Source organism: Streptomyces sp. NPDC093085, assembly GCF_040683935.1.
Lineage (GTDB): Bacteria > Actinomycetota > Actinomycetes > Streptomycetales > Streptomycetaceae > Streptomyces.
The window spans coordinates 1,465,846-1,484,725 of sequence record NZ_JBFBFB010000001.1; the positions used below are offsets into that span (position 1 = coordinate 1,465,846).

Below are 18,880 nucleotides of genomic sequence, written 5' to 3' on the forward strand. Positions count from 1 at the left end.
CGGTCAGGGGCCGGTGCCGACCCGTACCTACTTGGTCTCGACTCGTCCGACCGGGTCGGCGTCGGCCGCCAGCGCCTCGCGGGCCGTCAGCCAGGCGTGGTCACCGGGGTGGAGCCGGCTGCTGAGGTAGGCCGAGGTGAGCCGGCCGACGGCGGCGACGCGTTCGGGGCTCTCGTCCGTGGTCTCGGCGACGTCGTGTCCGGGGATGCCGCCGAGCGCGTGCCCCGCGCCGAACAGGGTGAGCAGCGACTTGGGCCCGGGACCGAGGGTGTACGGGTCGGCGTGCCACGCCGGCCCCATGTCCGTGAAGTGCGGCGAGTCGTCCTCGTCGCCGACGACGACCAGCGCGGGCGCGGTCATCGTGGAGAAGTCGATGGTCCTCAGGACCGGCAGCGCGTCGGCCATGGGTCCGTTGAGGACATCGCCCCTGCCGGGCGCGGCCAGCAGTACACCCGCCGTGATCCGGGGCTCGGTGAGGTCCACTTCCTTCCCGGTGTCGGGGTCGGTGACCCGGGCGCCGAGCAGGAGGCTGGAGGTGAAGCCGCCGAAGGAGTGCCCGGCGGCGGCGATTCTGGTGTGGTCGATCCGCCCGGCGAGCAGCGGTACGGCCTTCTCGATCACGTCGAGCCGGTCGAGGATGTGGCTCATGTCCTCGGAGCGCGACTGCCAGAAGAAGGGGGCCCCGGGGGCGTCGGCGACCAGGTGGCTCAGCGTCCTGGAGCTGAGGTGGGTGGGCTGGATGACGACGAATCCTTGGGAGGCCCAGAAGTTGACCAGCGGGGCGTAACCGTTGAGCGAGGAGAGGTTGTTCGAGGGCCCCTGCCCGTGGGAGAGGAGGATCACGGGAAGCCCGGTCCCGGTCTCGGGTGCGGAGACGCGCACCTGGAGGTCGACGGGGCGCCCGGGGACGGAGAGCGTGACCGGGCTGTAGGAGAGGACCGGGACGGGGGAGCCGAGGAAGTCGGCGGTCGCGGGGGTGGTGGCGGTGGGCGTGCTCATGATGCGGTGGTGGCCCTTCTGGACTTGAAGCGGAACATCGCTCCATTTAAAATCCGGAACAACGCTCCGCTTTGTCAAGTCGCCAGGACCCCCCGGTCCCCGGCCGTGAGCGGCACCGCGACATCCGCCTCGTCCTTGACGACAGCCGCCCGGGTGACCGCGCCGCCGAGGCATCCGGGAACGGAACCGTTCACGGAGTACGCCCCGTAGCCCGGCGGACCCTGGCCGGAATGGGGCGTCACGTCATGCGATGGCCGGTCGTTCACTTTTCGTAAGACCGGCAACAGACGAGACGTACAACAGAAGAGAGGTGCTCCTGATGCGGCGAACTCGGCGTTACGCGCTGCTCGGTGCCGGAGCCGCCTGCTCGGCCCTCGTGGTGACCGCTGTGCACACACTCGCCTCGCTGCCCCTGCCCGTCGCCTTGTACGTCGACGGTGTGGTGGGTGTGTGCTGGCTCGTCGCCGCCGTCCTTCTCCTCGACTGTGTCGGGGAGCCGGAGGCGGTACGCGGCGAGGTTCCGGGGCCCCGGCGGCACAGCGCCGTGCGGTACTCCACCGACAGCGATCCTGTCGCCCGCTCCCACTGGAGCCGCCACGGCCGGTGATCCGGCCAAACTCCCTTTACCGCAAGGTCTGTTCGGGCCGTCTCTGCGACGATGACCGACGATCACCCCTGCCGAGGAGCGGAGCGCAGTGTGACCACGCCACAGGTGAGTTCGGCCGTCATGACCCACCCCGTGCGCCTCGGCCAGGCGCGGGACCTCGTCGCCCGGCTGTGCCTCGACGGCCTCGCCCTCGACCCCGATCCGGACGGCCCGCCGTCCGCCCTGCGCACCGCCCTCGTCGCGTGGGGGGCCACGGTGCCGGGAGCCGGGCATCACCTCGTCGTCCAGGACGACGTGGACGCGCCCGCCGAACTCCTGGAGATCGTCGCCAGGGCGGCCGCCCGGTTCCCCGAAGAAGCGCTGGTCTTCTACACCAACTGGCACGCCAGGAACGGCGCCGCCGCCCGGCTTGCCGCCCTCGCCGGGGCGTCCTGGGTGCGGGCCGTCCCCGACGAGTTCACCCCCTCCCTCGCCGTCTGCCTGCCCACCGGGACCGCCGCCGCCTTCCGCGCCTTCGCCCGCGACAGCGCGGAACGCCACGACGACGAAGTGCTCTCCGTCTTCTTCCGGGGGCGCGGAAGGATGAGCCTGCTCGCCGTGCCGAACATCGTCGAGCACACCGGCACCAGCAGCATCAACGGACATGCCGCGCAGGGCATCCGCCTCGCCGTGTGCCCCACCTCGGCCGCCGACGCCGCACCCCTGCTCGCCCGGGGCCGCGTCCTGGAGGAGCCGGGGTGGATCCCGTACATGCGGTACGGGGAGGGGTACATCCGGCTGGCCGGCCAGGAACACGGCCCCGACGAGGGGCGCGGCCACCACCACCGCTGGCGCGACGCCCTGCCGGCCACGGGCCTGACGGAGGAAGCGGTGCGCGCCGCCCGGAAAGCGCATCTGCCGCGAGCGGTCGCCGGGGAGGTGGCCCGCACCTTCGGCATGCCCTTCGCCGAGGAGCTGTGGACCCACTGCCTGCTGCTCGGCCGGCAGGCCGCCCACGTGGCCCGTGGCCTCGGACCGGCCCCGGACGGCATACCGGCCGGGGCGCTCGACCGGATGCGGCGCTCCGCCCTGGCCACCGCGGGCCCTGCCGGGCTCCCGCCCGAGCGCCGCCCCGACGCGGGACCGGACGAGGTCCGCGCGATGACGGCCCTGGCCAGGAGCGCCGTCCGGGCAGGCGGGACTTTCGAAACAGGCCCTAGTGCCGTGCCGGGAGGGGCGTCCCGTGGGTGACCCACACCGCCGGTTCCCAGTACGCGCCACGGTTCTGTGACCGGTCCACCCGGAGCGGGGCGAGGCCGCCGGGGAAGACATACGCGCCGTCCTCCGGGAGGGCGAGGCCCGTCCACGCCTCCCACTCGGCGACCGTCCCGGTGATACGCGAGGAGCGCGCGGAGGCCGCCGCGATCGTGCCGCCCGCGTTCACCTGGGTCCGGAGCCACGGGTCGAACGGGCTCCCGTCGTCCCGGGTCCACGCCGCGTACCGCTCGATGGGCGCCAGCGGATACCGGTCCTTCCAAGTGGGCCGCACCGGCACCAGGACCGTTCCGAGCCCGGCGCGCCGGGCCGTCTCCGTCATCGCCTCCAGGAGCCGCTTCGACAGACCCCGGCCCTGGTGTTCCTCGGCCACCTCGATCCCGAGCGCGCACAGGGCGCCCGGCGCCCGGCCGGCAGCGCGGTCCGTGAAGGCCCGGGCGATCGAGTCGTCCAGCCCCGGGCCCAGATCCCGCGCCGTACCGTCCCACGAGCGGGGCAGCGAGCGGCCCGCGCCCGCGATCACGTCGCGCTCGCCGTCGTACAGGACGAACTGGAACTCAGGGAACTCCGTGAACAGCCGGTTCCAGTAGTCGCCGTTGATGTCGCCGTGCAGGTTGTACTCGGGCACCACACCGGCGAAACGCTCCGGTATGCGCTCCCACAGCTCGGGACGTTCCGCGTACCGGACCAGGGCCAGGGACATCAGGCGTTCTCCGCGCGGTCCAGGACCTCCAGGTCCCAGACGACCACGATCGGCAGGCCGGCCCAGGCCGCCCGGGCCGCCTCCCCGATGGCCTCCTCGTAACCGCCGGGCGCGAGCCGCCCGTTGAACAACGGCTCGTGGCAGGCGCGCACCCGCAGCCCCGCCGCCCCGAACGCCTCCAGGTAGCGGCCCGGCAGATGGACGTGGTTGCGGACGAAGGCCAGCTCCCGGCTGCCGTTCACGAAGAGGAACTGCCCTTGCAGGGCGATCACGAACGGGTGCACATCCGTGACGACGATCCGGCCGCCCGGCCGCACCACGCGCGCCAGTTCGGCGACGCCCGGCGCCGGGTCCCGCAGATGGGTCATGGCGAGCGAGCAGACGGCGAGGTCGACGGAACCGTCGTCGAGCGGCAGCCGTTCGAGGTCACCCACCCGGAGATCGGCCTCGGGGGAGTGTGCCCGGGCCTTCTCCAGCATCTCGGGCGACTGGTCCACGCCGATGACCCGGTGTCCGTACGTGGTGAGCGTGCGGGTCTGGCGTCCGGTGCCGCAGGCGGCGTCGAGGGCGACGCCCGGCGCGAGGCCGTCGAGGATCGCCCCGACGACCGGCTCCTCCACCTCGATATACGAACTGGGCAGCGAGTCGTACGCCGCCGACCAGGCCGCGTACCCCTCCGCCACGCCGAGTTCGCTGACGGTGGCGCCCCCGTCGGGCAGTCTCTCCGCGCCGGGCTCCGCGAGCGCGAAGCGGCGGATGTCCGCCAACCGCTCCTTGAGGAAGGTCTCGTCGCCGTCCACGGCGTGGCGCAGCAGCGCGAGCCCCTCGATCCCCAGCACCAGTTCCCGTACGCGGAATTCACCGGCCATAGCCACCCTCACCGATCGGCGGAGATCGAACCATCTCTGTCGGATTGCGCACTACCCAGCCGTTCGGACCGGAATTCCCGCTCTCTCTCGCATGGCCGAAAAGCCGTTCCGGATGGCTTGTTGGAGGCGTTGTTGTCCGTCGCACTCCTGTCTCCCTAGCATGGCCGGCATGATCGAAGGATATCTGGGCAGAGAAAGCGTCGCCCTGGGCGGGGAAATGACCTTGCATGTCTCCACGGACGCCCCTCGATTCCGTCTCCGCTTCTACCGGCTCGGCGAAACCCTCTCCTTCGTCGGCGAATCCGGCGAATTCGAGGGAGGGGAGCATCCGGCCCCCGGCCATCCCGACGGATTACCCGGGCGCGCCTCTCCCGCCGACGACTGGACGTGGCCGCCCATCACCCTCACCGTGCCCGGCACATGGACCGATGGAATCCATCTCGTCGAATTCGTCGAGAGTGACGGGAGCGGCGGGACGGACGGGAGGGAGAGCCCTCCGCTCCTCGATCTGGCGCATCTCGAAGGGCACGCACGGGAGTTCTTCGTCGTGCGCCCCCGCTCCCCGGGCAGCCGCTCCCGCATCCTCTACAAGAAGTCCACCTTCACCCGCCACGCCTACAACCGGTCCGACCGCCCCGGCCTCCAACGGGCCGTCAGCCTGTACGACCACCCCGTCCACCGGGCCGGAGACAGCGGCCGACCCCGAGGTCACAAGGTCAGCCTCCACCGCCCCGGCGGAGTGATCGACCTCGCCTACTGGGACGCCCCCTTCATCGGCTGGCTGGAGCGCCACGGTTACGGCGTCGAATACGCCACCGACCTCGACCTGCACGAGGACCCCGGCCTCCTCGCCTCCTACGACCTCCTCCTCAGCGTCGGCCACGACGAATACTGGAGCGAGCGGATGCGCGACCACGCGGAATCGTTCGTCCGTGACGGCGGGAACATCATGTTCCTCAGCGCCAACACCTGCTGGTGGCGTATCCATCTCACCGACGACAACACCGCGTTCGTCTCCGACACCGACCACCATGTCGGCGAGGAATACCCGCATCTTCCCGCGACCGACCAATGGTGGACACCCGAACCCGACGGCGTGGGAAACCCCGAGAATTCCCTCACCGGCGTCAGTTTCCGCAACGGGGGAATGTGGGCGGCGGAAGAGTGGCCCGGCGACCGCCCCCGCGCCGGATACACCGTGCAACACGCCGGCCACTGGATATACGAGGGAACCGGATTACGCGACGGAAGCGACGGCGGAACCCCCGACAGGCTCGGCGCCGGCACCCCGCTCATCGGATACGAATGCGACGGCGCCGCCTACACCTATGGTACGGACGGGATCGCCCGGGCCACCGGCGAGGACGGAACTCCGGATTCCTTCCTCATCCTCGGAATGCATGTCCTCGAACCGGTGCACGAGGATTTCCACCACTTCCGGTGGGGACACTGGAACACCGTCGTACGCGAGCCGGCCGTCTCCAGCCCCCGTGCCGCCACCATGGGCCTGTACACCGCACCGGGCCCCACCGGCGGCACCGTCTTCACCGCCGGCACCACCGACTGGCCCGTGGTCTGCGGCCATGAACAGGACCCCGCCGTCGTCCGCGTCACACGCAACCTGCTCGACCGCCTCCGCCACCGGAGCCACCCAGGCCACCCGGGCCACCCGGGCCACCCAGGCCACCCAGGCCACCGGAACCACTCCGTACACCGAGATCACGCGGAGAGCCGGCCGGGGCCGCCGCCGGAATGAGCTCCCGCAGCCCCGCGATCCGCGCCGCCCCCGCCGGCACGGGCGGCGCGCTCCCCTCCACCGCCCGGTCCGGCCGCCACAGATGGACCGCCCGCATCCCCGCCGCCAGCGGGCCGAGGACATCGGGCACCCACATGTCCCCGACGAACAGCACCCGTTCCGCCGGCAGGGCACACCGCCGGAGCACCGCGCGGTAGATCAGCGGATGCGGTTTACGCGCTCCCGTCCGGGCCGACCCCACCACCACATCGACCGCGCCGTCCAGCCCCACCTCCGCGACGCGCTCCTCCAGGTCCCAGTACCAGTTGGAGCAGACCCCGACGAGCAGCCCCCGCCCGCGCAGCGCCGCGAGCGACTCCCGTACCTCCGGGAAGAGCGCGAGACGGACCGCCTTCATCGCCCGGTCGAGCTCCTCGACCAGCCCGTCGAGCGCCTCCTCCGGTACGCCGCAGGAGCGCGCCCTGCGCCGTAGCCGGTCACGCTCCCACCTCACATAAGCCCGCTCGTCGGCCGAGTGCGCGGTGTGTTCCTCGCCCTCACCGGGGCCCACCGACCACTGGTCGCCCCACGCTCCGCCCTGCTCCGCCAGACCCCGGCGCGCGAAGATGCCCTGATGGTCCGGAGGGAGCGGCTCCACCATCCGTACCAGCGTCCCGTAGAAGTCGAGAACGACCGCGCCGATGCCGGCCGGCAGCACCACGGGCCCTCCTAGAACCGGCCGTACCTGCGGGGGAAGTAGTCCTCCAGAGCGCCGTCCCGCTCGATGTCCACGGTCGCGCAGTGCAGTCCGCCGCCGAAAGGCCCCACCGCGCGGAACGGCACCGGCACGATCTCGAACCCGTACGAGGAGAGCTGCTCCGCGAGGCGCACCTCCTTCTCCTCGATACACAGGGTGTTCGCGTCGAGGTTCAGCATGTTCCCGGCCAGCCACGGGCTACAGAACGACAGCTTCGGCGGATGGTCCCAGCTCGCCGGCTGCACCGCCTCGACGATCTCCCAGTCGTTCAGCTTGAAGAACTCCATCAACTCCGCGTCGGCGAGCCGCTCCCCGCAGTGCAGCACCAGGCCCGGACGGAGCGGCACCCAGGTGGCGTCGATGTGCAGCGGATGGGTGTTGGTCGAGGTCACCGCGTGCACCCGGTGGTCGGGGAAGTGGCGCCGCAGCCAGTCGTACCCGCCACGGTTCGTCACGAAGGAGAGCTGCACGAACAGGTCCTTGCCGAACCGCGCCACGTCCGCCGCGTCGAACAGCGGCTCCGCCTCGGTGAGCACCAGATCGTAGTCACGCACGCGGGCGAGCTGCTCCGCCACCGACAGGTCGTTGTACGTGTCCCAGAACCCGGTCCGGTACGAGGCGTCCGTGAGCCTCGGCTTCGGCGCGGCCTCCCACCGCATCCGGGGGTCGGCTTCGAACAGGCCCTGGAGCACCGGCCGGTAGCAGAGGTACTCGAACCAGCGGCTGCGGTACGACATGGTCGCTTCCAGGACCTCGTTGCCGACGGTGAGCAGCAGATCCCGGGGCGGCATGCACCCGAACATCGACTCGTGCTCCCACTCCGGTGTGGACACCCGCCGGGTGAAGTCGAGCGGCGTCGGCCGGTCCACCCGGACCCCGCGCCGCCGCAGCATCTCCGCGAAGTCGTCGAGCTGCTGATCGGCCTCGGCCACCATCTCCGCCGGCATCGGACCGTACGTCCCCCGCGGGAACCCGTCGTCGGGGTAGTCCCGGCGTACGGCGTGCTCGGGCGCCTGCACCACGGTGCCCTCGGCCCGTCCGACGATCACATGCCGCAACGGGTCCCAGCCGTTCCACGCGTTGACCCGCACGGGCCGTTCGGAGGCGCCGGGCGAGGCGGGCGAGCCGGGAGCGGGGCGTTCCTGTGCGGAGGTCGTCCTCTGCTCGGTCACGTACGCATCCTTCGCTGGGGGACGTGGAGTACCGCACGGGCCAAAGTGCGGCCGACGGGCCGTCACCGTCAAGAATCACCCCGTCACCCACCGTACGTTTCGCGCCAACGTGGCCTGAGCGTGGCCCCGCCGCCACCGCGCCCCGCGACAACGGCGCAGCGCAGCAGGGCGGAGGCCGGCTCTGCGAAATACGCCTACCGCCATCTTCCGGCCGAAAATCCGCGATACGGCGAAGTGTGCGACCGGCGGGGTAGGGACAAGACCGTCACCGAAGCCCCGTTCGTCCCGACGCGTCCCGCGAGGGGGAAGCCATGTCCCTGCGTCTGCCCTGCCGTTCCGTGGTCCTGGGAGCCCTGCTGCTCGCGCTGACGGCATGCGGTTCGGGTGACGGCGGCACACCGGGAAGACCGGCGGATGGGGACGGACGGCTGACGGTGTGGCTGACAGTCGACGCCCGCGAGAGCTGGCCGGACATGGTCGCCGCCGCGAACCGCCGCTTCGCGGAGACCCACCCCGGTGTGCGGGTCGATGTCCGGTACCAGCAGTGGACGACGAAGAACCAGAAACTCGACGCCGTTCTCGCCGGGCAGAACGTGCCCGACGTGGTCGAGATGGGCAACAGCGAGACGACCAACTACATCGTCAACGACGCCTTCGCACCACTGGAGCCGGAGACCTTCGACCGGTCCGGGCAGTGGCTGCCCGCCCTCGCCGACGCCTGCCGCCTCGACGGCCGGACGTACTGCGTGCCGTACTACGCGGGGGCCCGCGTCGGTGTCTACCGTACGGACTACTTCCAGGGCGCCGGTGTCACCCGGGCCCCGCGCACCTACCCGGAGCTGATCTCCGCCCTCGACCGGCTCAAGGCCCACTACGGGGGCGAGGACCCGGGCTTCTCCGCCCTCTACCTGCCGGGCCGCTACTGGTCCGCCGCCATGGGCTTCGTCAAGGACGCCGGGGGCGAAATAGCGGTCGAGAAGGACGGCCGCTGGCACGGCGCCCTCTCCTCGCCGAAGTCCGTCGCCGGGCTCACCGCCTGGAAGAAACTCATGGACGCCTACTACGTGGGCGACCGGGCGAAGGACAACGGCGACCAGCCGGCCGTCGTCGCGCAGGGCAAGGTCGGCGTCTTCTACGGCAACACCTGGGAGGCGGAGGCCGCGGCCGACGCCCGGTCCGGCGGTGACCCGCGGCTCAAGGACAAGTTCGCCACCTTCGCCTTCCCCGGGCCGTCCGGAGAGCTGCTCCCGCCGTTCCTGGGCGGGTCGACCCTGGCCGTACCCGCCAAGTCGCGCAACCAGCGGCTGGCGGCCGAGTGGATCCGGATCTTCACCGACCGGGAGTCGCAGAAGCGGCTCATCGCCGCCAACACCCTTCCCAACAACACCGTCCAACTCGCCGATGTCGCGGCGGGCGGCATCAACGGACCCGCCGCCCAGGCCGCCGCCCGGGGCTGGGTCACCCCGCTCGCCCCCGGCTGGGCCTCGGTGGAGAAGTCCAACATCCTGCCCGAGGCCCTGGAACGCATCGCCACCGGCAAGGCGTCCGTCGAGGACGCCGCCCGCGAGGCGGACCGCAGGACAGACGCCGTGATCAATGAGCGCTGAACCGGCCGGGCGACGGCCGCGTCCCCTCCTGCCCTACCTGCTGATCGCACCGTCCCTCCTCGCCCTCGTGGTCGTCCTCGGCTACCCGCTGGCCGACATGGTGGAGCTGTCTTTTCAGGACATGACCCGCAAGGAACTCTTCAGCGGCGCGGCGCCCCCCTGGGCCGGGCTCGGACAGTTCCGTACGCTCTTCGGCGACGCGTTCTTCTGGACGGTCGTGGCCCGCACGGCGCTGTTCACCGTCGTCTGCGTGACGCTCACCATGTCCTGCGGCCTGCTCGTCGCGCTGCTGATGCGGCGGACCTCGCCCTGGGTCCGGGCGACCGTCGCCGGGGTGCTCGTCGCCGTCTGGGCCATGCCGGTGATGGTCGCCGCGGCCGTCTTCCGCTGGCTCTTCGACACCGACTACGGCCTCGTCAACTGGCTGCTCTCCACCCTGCCCGGCGTCGATCTCGCCCGCCACAACTGGTTCACCGACCCCTGGCAGGGCTTCGCCGTCATCACCCTGGTCGTCGTCTGGGGCGCCCTGCCGTTCGCCGCGATCAGCCTCCACGCGGCGCTCGCCCAGACCCCGCCCGACGTGGCGGAGGCCGCGCTCATCGACGGCGCCCGCCCCTCCCAGGTCTTCCGGTACGTCACCTTCCCCGCCATCAGACCCGTCTTCGTGACGGTCACCACGCTGATGGCGATCTGGGACTTCGGCGTCTTCAACCAGATATGGCTGATGCGCGGAGGCCAGCCCGAGCGTGAGTACTACCTGCTCGGCGTCTACTCGTTCATCGAGTCGTTCGCCGTCAACCGCTACAGCACCGGAGCGGCGATCGCCCTGGTCACCGTCGCCATGCTGCTCGCCGGGGCCGCGCTGTACCTGCGGCAGACGCTGAGGCGGGAGGAGGCCGAATGAGTCGTACGGAGAGAGCGCGCCGCCCGGGGACGCGGCGCCGCCATGACGTCCTCGGTCTCCTCGTCGCCGCCGTCATCGGCTTCCCCGTCTACTGGATGGTCCTCACCGCGTTCCGGCCCGCGACCGAGATCCTCCAGCTCCCGCCCGAGTTCTGGCCGAGCCACCCCACCCTCGCCAACTTCACCCGCGCCCTGCACACCGGCACGTTCTGGGCCAACGTCCGCTCCAGCGCCGTCATCGGCCTGGGCACCGTACTCGTCTCCCTGCTGGTCGGCGCCCTCGCCGCGTTCGCCCTCGCCCGCTTCCGCTTCACCGGGCGCAAGGCGTTCACCGTCGTGATCCTCACCGTCCAGATGATTCCGCTCGCCGCTCTCGTCATCCCCGTCTACCTGCTCCTCAACGAGGCCGGGCTCACCGACAGCATCGCCGGTGTCATCCTCGTCTACCTCGTCTTCACCCTGCCGTTCACCGTGTGGATGCTGCACGGCTTCATCGCGGCGATCCCCGTCGAACTCGAAGAGGCGGCGATGGTCGACGGCTGCGGCCGGCTCGGCGCCTTCGCCCGCGTCGTCCTGCCGCTGCTCGCCCCCGGGCTCGTCGCCACCTCCGTCTTCGCGATGGTGCAGGCGTGGAACGAGTACGTCCTCGTCTACGTCCTGCTCTCCACCCCGGAGAAACAGACCCTCAGCATCTGGCTGGTCTCCTTCCAGACCAGCTTCGGCACCGACTACGGCGGTCTGATGGCGGGCGCCACGCTCACCGCCCTGCCCGTCGTCGTCTTCTTCCTGACCGTCCACCGCAAGATCGCCGCAGGGCTCGCCACCGGAGCGGTCAAGGGCTGACCAGCATCCGGCCGAACAGCGCGGCCCGCCGACGACATACGTCCCCCACCCAGAGGAGAGCCCCGTGCCGCACGATCGCCTCGACCTCGTCTCCAAGCTCTACCAGCCCACCGGCTGGCCCCGGATCCTGGAGGCGGCGTCCGGCTCGCCCACGGGCGCCCCGCTCGTCGTGGACCTCGACCCCACCACCTTCTGCGACCTCGCCTGCCCCGAGTGCATCAGCGGAAAGCTCCTCAACCAGGGCCGGTTCACCCCGGAACGGCTCGCCGCCCTCGCCGAGGAACTGGTCGCCCTCTCCGTACGGGCCGTGGTCCTCATCGGCGGCGGGGAACCCCTCGCCCACCGCGGCACCCGCCGGGTGTTACGCATCCTCGGCGCGGCGGGACTCGCCGTCGGCGTCGTCACCAACGGCACGATGATCCGGCAGAACCTCGCCGAACTGGCGGAGTACGCCACCTGGGTCCGGGTCTCCGTCGACGCCGGCTCCCCGGAGACGTACGGCAGGTTCCGCCCCGACCGCAAGGGCCGCAGCGTCTTCGACAAGGTGATCGGGAACATGCGGCTGCTCGCCGCCGAGAAGAAGGGCGCCCTCGGCTACTCCTTCCTCGTGATGTCCCGTCAGGAACCGGACGGCACCACGGTCACCAACCACCACGAGGTCCTGCGCGCCGCCGAACTCGCCCACGACATCGGCTGCGACTACTTCGAGACCAAGGCGATGTTCGACGACGACCACCACATAGTGCAGGTGCCCCGCGCGCTGCTGGACTCCGTCGACCGGCAGCTCGCCGAGGCGTCCCGGCTGGAGAGCGACCGCTTCCAGCTCATCAACTCGTCCACCCTCACCTCGCTGCGCGGCCACGTCGGCCCCGTCCAGCCCAAGGAGTACGACCGCTGCCGGGTCGCCGAACTCCGTACCCTCATCACCCCGTCCGGGGTGTACGTGTGCTCCTACCACCGGGGCAACCCGCTGGCCCTTATCGGCGACGCCGTCACCGACGACCTCGCCTCCATCTGGCGTACGTCCGACCGGGGCATCGTCGTCCCGAGCCAGGACTGCCGGTTCCACTGCGCCCGCCACCGCTCCAACCTGGAACTCGAACACATCGCCACCGGAAGCGGCGAACCCCCGCTCACGGAGGACTACGACCCCTTCCTCTGACCCCCCGGACGTCCCGGCACCGGCTCCCGCCGGACACCGGGCACCGCCGACGTGGGGATGACCCCGGCCGCCGGATGACGTACGCGCAGCGCCCGCGCGAGCCGCGCCACGGTCTCCGTCACCTCCTCCGCCGCACAGACCCCGACCAGCGCCCCGCCCCCGCCGGCCCCGCTGAGCTTCAGCGGCAGCCCGACCGAGGCCAGCGCGGTCTCCCGCAGCTCCTCCAGGCCCCGCGTCGACATCCGCTGATGGTCCCGCATGGCCGCGTGGGCGTCGGCCATCGCCGCCCCGAGCGCCGCCAGGTCCCGGCCGCGCAGCGCCTCCCACACCCGCCCCGACGCCTCGTCGGCGGCGGCCCGGTAGGCGGTGAGCGCCGGGTCCCCGGCCGCGAGCCGCGCCCGTACGTCCCGGATATGGTGCCGGGTGTCCTTGCGGGTGCCGGAATCCACCACGATGACCCGCCACTCGGCCGGGAACTCCAGCCGCTCCCGTATGGCGGGCAGCCCGCGCTCGCGCCCCTCCAGGAGGAGCGCCCCGCCCTCCACGACCGCCAGATGGTCCATGCCGCCACCGTTGAACACGGCGAACTCGAATTCGTACGCCCACCGGGTGAGCGTGGCGTCCGGGACGCGGTGCCCCCGTACCGAGGCGTCCGCGAAGGCCCGGAACAGCGCCACGATCCGCGCCGTCGACGACGACAGACCGCTTGCCGCGGGCGCCTCGCTGCGCACCGTGACCACCGGCGGGCGCGCCGCGAGCCCCGGCAGCCGCGCGCGCAGGAACGCCCACACCTCCCCGCCCCAGACGGCCCCGGCCCGCCCCTCGGGGGTCTGTCCCGCGCCGACCTCCACGGTCGTCATCAGATCCAGCGCGAGGCTCACCGAGCGGCCGCCGCCGAGCCAGTCCAGGTCCTCACCGGAGAGACAGGCCCGGCAGGGCACCACCGCGCGTATCGGGTGTATGGCGTTCACCGTGCCTGGAACCTTCCCTCCGTACGGAACCTCTCGAACAGTGACAGCACCAGAGCCGTCGGCGGATGCAGCGGCCGGGGCGGGGCGTCGAGCGGCAGGAACCGCGCCTGCCGCACCTCGTCGGCACCGGGGGCGAGCGTTCCGGACCAGCGCCGGGCGACGAAGCACAGCGCGAAGCAGTGCGTCACGTCCCCGTTCGGATACGTCAAGGTGTGCACCCGGGGATCGGAGAGCGACGCGAACGCCTCCAGGTCCTCCCGCGCCACCCGCAGCCCGGTCTCCTCCAGCAGCTCCCGCGCGGCGGCGTCGGCGAAGTCGCCGTCCTCCTCACAGGCCCCGGCCGGCAGCTCCCAGACGCCCGTGTCGGCCCGCTGCTGGAAGAGGCCGCGCCCCGCGCCGTCGAGCAGCAGTACCTGCGCCCCGGGCACGAGGAGCTTCCGGGAACCGACCCGCTGCCGCAGCGACCAGATGTACGAACCGGCGTAACCCATCGCGTACGTCCCACCCTCGTCCTCGCGCCTCGGCCCCGCAGGGCCCGTCGGTGCGCAGCGTGTCACGCCCCGTGCAGCTCCTCCGCGAGCCAGCGCGGCGTGGCGTCCGGCGTGGCGAGCAGCCACCGTACGTACCGTTCGACGCCCTCCTCGACCGTGATCCGGGCCTGCCAGCGCAGCAGGTCGCGGGAGCGCTCGGTGGCGGCGTACCCGCCCAGCGGGTCCCCCTCCGGGCGCGGGGTGGAGACCCGCCGCGCGCCCGGGAAGTACGCGGCGATGAGGTCGGCCACCGCACGGACCGAGGTCGGCCGCCCGGTGCCGATGTTCACCGTCCGCCCGGCCATCCGCTCCTCCGTCAGCGCGAGCGCCGTCGCCTCGGCGATGTCGTCGACGTGCACGAGGTCACGGACCTGGATCCCGCCGCCGTTGAGCCGCATGGGCCGGCCGAGGCGCGCCTGCTGGGAGAGCCACGGCACCATCCACGAGTGACTGCCCGGCTTGGGAAGCTGCGGCTCGCCGTACACGGAGAAGTAGCGCACCACCGCGTACTCCGTCCCGCTCGACGCGCCCAGCATCAGCCGGGTCTGGTGCTCCGCCCACAGCTTCGAGTTCGCGTACACGGAGACCGGGAAGAGCGGCTGGTCCTCGTGGAAGACCTGCGGCCCCTCGACGCCCGGCAGCCCGTCCCCGTACACGGAGGCGGAGGAGACCATCACGAGACGCCGTACGGGGAAGCGCGCCACCTGCTCCAGGACGACCTGGGTGCCCTCGACATTGGCGCGGAACGCGATGTCCGGGCGCCGGTCGCAGGCCGCGACATCGGCGTAGGCGGCGGCGTGGACCACGAACTCCGCGTCGCGGAGCAGCGCCCCGACGGTGGCGGCGTCGCAAACGTCACCGACGACCAGCCGGGCGCCGCTGCGGGCCACCCCGAAGGTCTCGTGACCGGATTCGGGGTAGGCGTCCATCCGGTCCAGGACGGTGACGGCCGCGCCCGCCTCGCAGAGCAGCGCGACCAGCCTGCTGCCGACGAGTCCGCCGCCACCGGTCACGACGACACGCGCGTGATGGAGCTTCTCCAGCCGTGATCGGATGGTCTCCTCACCGGCCTGGGCGGCGGTGGCGGTCGCGTGGGGCAGCGCGGGCATGGAAGCCTCTTTCCGGCGTCGGGGAGACACGCGGTTCCACGGGCCCCGGCGTGCCGGACCCTAGGTCGACAGGGCCCAGGGCCTGTCTTCAACGTAGCGCCGTCCGCCCGCTGGGCAGGCGGGACTTTGAAGACAGGTCCTAGCATCCACGGGACCTTCGCCGCCCTGCCAGAGGGCCATTTCGGCACTCTTGCGGGCTCCCGGCACCGCCCGTACTGTCCGGAACCGGCCGACGGACCCGGGGGCCCGCGGCCACCCGGTGCGGTCCGGGGCCGCCCCGGAGCGAGGAGGACGTATGCGTCAACGGCTCAGCGCGGTGGTCATGACCCATCCCCGGCGCCGCGAAGCGGCCGAGCGACTGGCCCTGAACGCGCCGTCCGGCCTCCTGAGAGTGGTCATGGACCCGGATCCCACCGGCACCCCTTCGGTGCTGCGCACCGCGCTCGCCGCATGGTCGGCCATCGAGGACGGCGCCACGCATCAACTGGTGATCCAGGACGACATGGTGTTGACCGAATCCTTCTTCGACCGGGTCCGGTCCGCGATCGAGGAACGGCCCGACGCGGCGCTGGCCCTCTTCGCCCTCTGGGACTCCAGGAACGGCGCCGCCGTCCGGATCGGCGCGATGGCGGGCGCCCGGTGGGTCGGCGCCGTCAACGAGTACTTCCCCTGCGTGGCCATCGTGCTGCCGAGGCGGTACGCGGAGGGCTTCGCGGCGTACGGCAGGGAACGGCTCGGCGGCTGGCCCGACGACATCCTCATGCACCGCTACCTGTACGACCAGGGCGTACCCCGCTACGTCGCCGTCCCCAACCTCACCGAGCACGAGGACCGGGGCTCCCTCTCCGGGAACGCCTTCCGGGGCCCGCGCCGCTCCGTCTGCTTCCTGCCGGAGGACCGGCCGGCCCGGGAGAGCCGGGCCCTCACCGGCCTGACGGTGCTGCCCTTCTTCAAGTACGGCGTCGCGCGGTGCGCCGTACGGGCCCCCGGGACCGGCCCCGAGCACTGGCTGCACCTGGACACGGAGCAGTATCTCGAAGGCGCCGGAGTGCCGCCGTCGCTGCTCCGCCCGCCCGGCGCGGGACCGGTCGCGGAGGACGTACGGGGGACCTGGCTGACGGCGCTGGCCCTGGGGTACGAGGCCGCCCGCACCGGCCTCGCCGCCCCGCCCCCGGACCTGCCCCCGGAGACGGACGCGCACGCCGAGGCCCTGGCGACCATCGGTCCGGGCGGCATCAGCAACACCTCCACGGAGGAACACCTCGCGCGCCGCCGCGAACCGCTCGCCGAGGTGGCCCGGAGAGCACTCGCGGCAGGCCGGGAAGCGGGCGCGGAAGCCGCCGCCGGGCGGCACCGCCGCCCCCGCGGGCCGAGCGGCCTGGTATGGCGGGGCGCGGAGAACCCCCTGGGTGAGCATCTGGCGCGCAGGCTGGCCGATCTGGGGGAGCGGTCGGAGGCGGTGGTCGACCTGACCCGCCTCCGCTCCGCCCGGCCGGAGGTGACCATCCGTCCGGCGGGAGATCCGGTCCCGTACACCCTGAGTGTCGGGGAGGTCTACGGTCCGGGGTGCTCGCACCGGACCCCGATCGGCCGCATGGTGTGGGACGCGCTGCGCAGCCGCCCCCTCACCGTCGAAGGCGCCCCCGACGCCCCGGTGCACCCCGTATACGTCCATGACCTTGCCGACGCCATCGCGGCGGTCCTGAGATCCCGCCCACGGAACCACACGCTCACGGTCGCGCCCGAGAAACCGTGCACGGCAGCCGAAGTGGCCCAGTCCGTACGGGACATCGTGCGCCCCGTACCGATCCGGACGGCCCCGCACGCCCACCCCGGCCGGCCCATCCCGCCCGACGCCGCACGCCCCCCGGGCTGGACACCCGCGACGCCCCGACCGCGCGGCCTGCACGCCTTCGCCCAGTGGCTCGCCTACGAGGGAATCCTGCTCGACCCGGACGCCGACAGCGGGCGACCGGCCGGCGGGTGACCGGCCGGCGGGCGAAGGGGCAGCGGGCGAAGGGGCAGCGGGCGAGGAGAGAGGGCAGGAACTGATCCATCCGATGGCCCGTCTTGAAGAGCGATGTCAATCCGTCTCGGGGCGAGCGGCCTCAGGTCCGTATGAGTTCAGCCGCTCGTTCGGCGACGGCGAGGACAGTGGCGTTGGTATTCGCCGAGGGAAGTGACGGCATGACCGACGCGTCGGCCACCCGGATTCCCTGAATGCCGTGCACCTTCAGGTCCGAGCCGACCACAGCCTGCCGTCCCGCTCCCATGGCGCAGGTACCGGCCAAGTGGAAGTAACTGCCCGTCGCGCGTTTGACGTACTCCCGCATATCATCCGCCGTTTCCAGCGGATGGCCGAAAGCCTCCTCGCCCCGGCGCCATGGGGCCAGGGCATCGGCACGGCCGATGGCCAGCGCGGCGCGGAGACCGGCCACCATGCGATCCAGGTCACGGGGTTCGGTGTAGAGCCCCAGGTCGATCAGGGGGGATGCGGCCGGGTCCGGGCCGGCGGGCCGCACCGAACCCAGGCTCTCGGGGCGCATAGAGGAGAAGGCGATGGAGTAGCCGTGCACACCGGAGGGGGCCCACGCGGCACTGCCCCAGGGTTCGCGTCGCGCGTCAGCGCCCCGTACCGGCAGAAGCAGCGGCACGGCGACGAGTTGGAGATCGGGCTCGGCCGTCGGTGAAGTGCGGGTGAGAACGCGCGGCGGGTACGGACTGGTCGCCGGAACCGGGGCCGCCGTGGCGAACCCGACATGCGCATAGGTGTGGTCCTGGAGATTGCCGCCGACCCCCGGGAGATCGTGGACGACCTCGACCCCCGCGCCGCGGAGATGAGCGCCAGGACCGATCCCCGAGAGCTGTAGGAGGTGAGGCGACCCGACGGCCCCGGCGCACAGCACGACGTCGCGGTCGGCCACCGCCCGGACGCTCCGGCCGTCGACGACGTACTCGACACCGGCACAACGGCGGCCCTCCATGACCAGCCGATGGACGGTGGCATCCGTGGTCACGGTCAGGTTGGGGCGGTGCTGGACGGGCCGCACATACGCGTCCGCCGCGCTCTGGCGTTTCCCCCGCACCAGGTTGATCTCGGTCGGCGTCACCCCCTCCGACTCGGCACCGTTCCCGTCGACGAGACTCTTGTGCCCGGCTTCTTCCGCCGCGTTCAGGACTGCACGGTAAAAAGCGTCATGGGAAAGCGGTGTCGGAGGCTCGATGACGATGGGCCCATCGGTCCCGCGCCACTGAGGATCCATCCCGGTGGTCCGCTCACTCCGCCGGAAGGAGTCCAATAAGGCTTCGAAATCCCACCCTTGAGCCCCGGATTCCGCCCAGGCATCGTAACTGGAACGGTGGCCGCGTATATGGTAAAGGCCATTGATGGAACTCGACCCGCCCAGTGCCCGCCCGAGCGGGACAGGCACCGTCACGCCGTCAAGACCTTTCTGCGGCACACTGCTGAAAGCCCAGTCGAACCGGCTTCCCCACAGATCGACAACGCCCTTTTCGTCCCCGGGCCGTTCACTGGACCCCGCCTCCAGCAGAAGTACCCTCACCGAGGCGTCTTCACTGAGTCTGGCCGCCACAACGGACCCGGCCGTGCCCGCTCCGACCACTATGTAGTGGTATTTCTCCACAGCAGACCTCCCTGC

16 protein-coding genes and 1 pseudogene are annotated in these 18,880 nt (G+C 71.8%); 8 read left to right on the forward strand and 9 right to left on the reverse strand.

Translation table 11 applies throughout. The annotated features are described in order from the left end of the window. Positions 1 to 27: 27 nt before the first annotated feature. Positions 28 to 999, reverse strand: coding sequence for a chlorophyllase (locus AB0O07_RS06085; RefSeq protein WP_365627484.1), 972 nt, complete (start codon positions 997 to 999; stop codon positions 28 to 30). A gap of 319 nt (positions 1,000 to 1,318) precedes the next feature. Here AB0O07_RS06085 and AB0O07_RS06090 point away from each other — a divergent pair, with 319 nt between their 5' ends. Next, complete coding sequence (locus AB0O07_RS06090) at positions 1,319 to 1,606, forward strand: hypothetical protein (RefSeq protein WP_365627487.1); 288 nt, start codon at positions 1,319 to 1,321, stop codon at positions 1,604 to 1,606. 90 nt (positions 1,607 to 1,696) lie between these two features. Further along, on the forward strand, positions 1,697 to 2,836 hold the full coding sequence (locus AB0O07_RS06095; RefSeq protein ID WP_365627490.1) for a hypothetical protein: 1,140 nt from the start codon (positions 1,697 to 1,699) through the stop codon (positions 2,834 to 2,836). Here the strand turns inward: AB0O07_RS06095 and AB0O07_RS06100 are convergent. Together AB0O07_RS06100 and AB0O07_RS06105 are read right to left on the reverse strand one after the other, a co-directional pair. Beyond that, positions 2,802 to 3,563, reverse strand: coding sequence for a GNAT family N-acetyltransferase (locus AB0O07_RS06100; protein WP_365627493.1), 762 nt, complete (start codon positions 3,561 to 3,563; stop codon positions 2,802 to 2,804). The two genes, AB0O07_RS06095 and AB0O07_RS06100, sit on opposite strands and share 35 nt — an antisense overlap. Then, on the reverse strand, positions 3,563 to 4,432 hold the full coding sequence (locus AB0O07_RS06105; protein WP_365627496.1) for a class I SAM-dependent methyltransferase: 870 nt from the start codon (positions 4,430 to 4,432) through the stop codon (positions 3,563 to 3,565). Before AB0O07_RS06105 ends, AB0O07_RS06100 begins: the two co-directional genes overlap by 1 nt. Positions 4,433 to 4,601: 169 nt before the next feature. Here AB0O07_RS06105 and AB0O07_RS06110 point away from each other — a divergent pair, with 169 nt between their 5' ends. Then, positions 4,602 to 6,188 (forward strand): N,N-dimethylformamidase beta subunit family domain-containing protein, encoded by a 1,587-nt coding sequence (locus AB0O07_RS06110; protein ID WP_365627499.1) that lies wholly within the window; start codon positions 4,602 to 4,604, stop codon positions 6,186 to 6,188. 94 nt (positions 6,189 to 6,282) lie between these two features. Here the strand turns inward: AB0O07_RS06110 and AB0O07_RS06115 are convergent. Beyond that, positions 6,283 to 6,888, reverse strand: a pseudogene (locus AB0O07_RS06115) (HAD family hydrolase); the annotation flags it as partial. Between the two features lie 8 nt (positions 6,889 to 6,896). Then, on the reverse strand, positions 6,897 to 8,096 hold the full coding sequence (locus tag AB0O07_RS06120) for a serine/threonine protein kinase (RefSeq protein WP_365627502.1): 1,200 nt from the start codon (positions 8,094 to 8,096) through the stop codon (positions 6,897 to 6,899). 311 nt (positions 8,097 to 8,407) lie between these two features. Here AB0O07_RS06120 and AB0O07_RS06125 point away from each other — a divergent pair, with 311 nt between their 5' ends. The 4 genes from AB0O07_RS06125 (at position 8,408) to AB0O07_RS06140 (ending at position 12,611) form a co-directional block, all read left to right on the forward strand. Then, on the forward strand, positions 8,408 to 9,703 hold the full coding sequence (locus tag AB0O07_RS06125) for an extracellular solute-binding protein (protein ID WP_365627505.1): 1,296 nt from the start codon (positions 8,408 to 8,410) through the stop codon (positions 9,701 to 9,703). After that, complete coding sequence (locus AB0O07_RS06130; RefSeq protein ID WP_365627508.1) at positions 9,693 to 10,607, forward strand: sugar ABC transporter permease; 915 nt, start codon at positions 9,693 to 9,695, stop codon at positions 10,605 to 10,607. Before AB0O07_RS06125 ends, AB0O07_RS06130 begins: the two co-directional genes overlap by 11 nt. Further along, positions 10,604 to 11,449 (forward strand): carbohydrate ABC transporter permease, encoded by an 846-nt coding sequence (locus tag AB0O07_RS06135; RefSeq protein WP_365627511.1) that lies wholly within the window; start codon positions 10,604 to 10,606, stop codon positions 11,447 to 11,449. The genes AB0O07_RS06130 and AB0O07_RS06135 overlap by 4 nt, the downstream gene beginning before the upstream one ends. 64 nt (positions 11,450 to 11,513) lie before the next feature. Further along, positions 11,514 to 12,611 (forward strand): radical SAM protein, encoded by a 1,098-nt coding sequence (locus AB0O07_RS06140; RefSeq protein ID WP_365627514.1) that lies wholly within the window; start codon positions 11,514 to 11,516, stop codon positions 12,609 to 12,611. On the opposite strand, the gene AB0O07_RS06145 is transcribed toward AB0O07_RS06140, so the two are convergent. From AB0O07_RS06145 to AB0O07_RS06155, 3 genes are all read right to left on the reverse strand, one after another. Then, complete coding sequence (locus AB0O07_RS06145; protein WP_365627517.1) at positions 12,593 to 13,582, reverse strand: galactokinase; 990 nt, start codon at positions 13,580 to 13,582, stop codon at positions 12,593 to 12,595. The two genes, AB0O07_RS06140 and AB0O07_RS06145, sit on opposite strands and share 19 nt — an antisense overlap. Then, positions 13,579 to 14,073, reverse strand: a complete 495-nt coding sequence (locus AB0O07_RS06150; protein ID WP_365627520.1) for an NUDIX domain-containing protein — start codon at positions 14,071 to 14,073, stop codon at positions 13,579 to 13,581. The genes AB0O07_RS06145 and AB0O07_RS06150 overlap by 4 nt, the downstream gene beginning before the upstream one ends. Positions 14,074 to 14,135: 62 nt before the next feature. Then, the gene (locus tag AB0O07_RS06155) at positions 14,136 to 15,221 is read right to left on the reverse strand and encodes an NAD(P)-dependent oxidoreductase (RefSeq protein ID WP_365627523.1); all 1,086 of its coding nucleotides are present in this window, start codon (positions 15,219 to 15,221) and stop codon (positions 14,136 to 14,138) included. 295 nt (positions 15,222 to 15,516) lie between these two features. On the opposite strand from AB0O07_RS06155, the gene AB0O07_RS06160 reads away from it, so the two are divergent. Then, complete coding sequence (locus AB0O07_RS06160) at positions 15,517 to 17,208, forward strand: hypothetical protein (protein WP_365627526.1); 1,692 nt, start codon at positions 15,517 to 15,519, stop codon at positions 17,206 to 17,208. A gap of 121 nt (positions 17,209 to 17,329) precedes the next feature. Here the strand turns inward: AB0O07_RS06160 and AB0O07_RS06165 are convergent, their stop codons facing one another. Next, positions 17,330 to 18,865 carry a GMC family oxidoreductase N-terminal domain-containing protein gene (locus tag AB0O07_RS06165; RefSeq protein ID WP_365627529.1) on the reverse strand — a complete coding sequence of 512 codons (1,536 nt, stop codon included), beginning with the start codon at positions 18,863 to 18,865 and terminating at the stop codon, positions 17,330 to 17,332. Positions 18,866 to 18,880 lie beyond the last annotated feature (15 nt).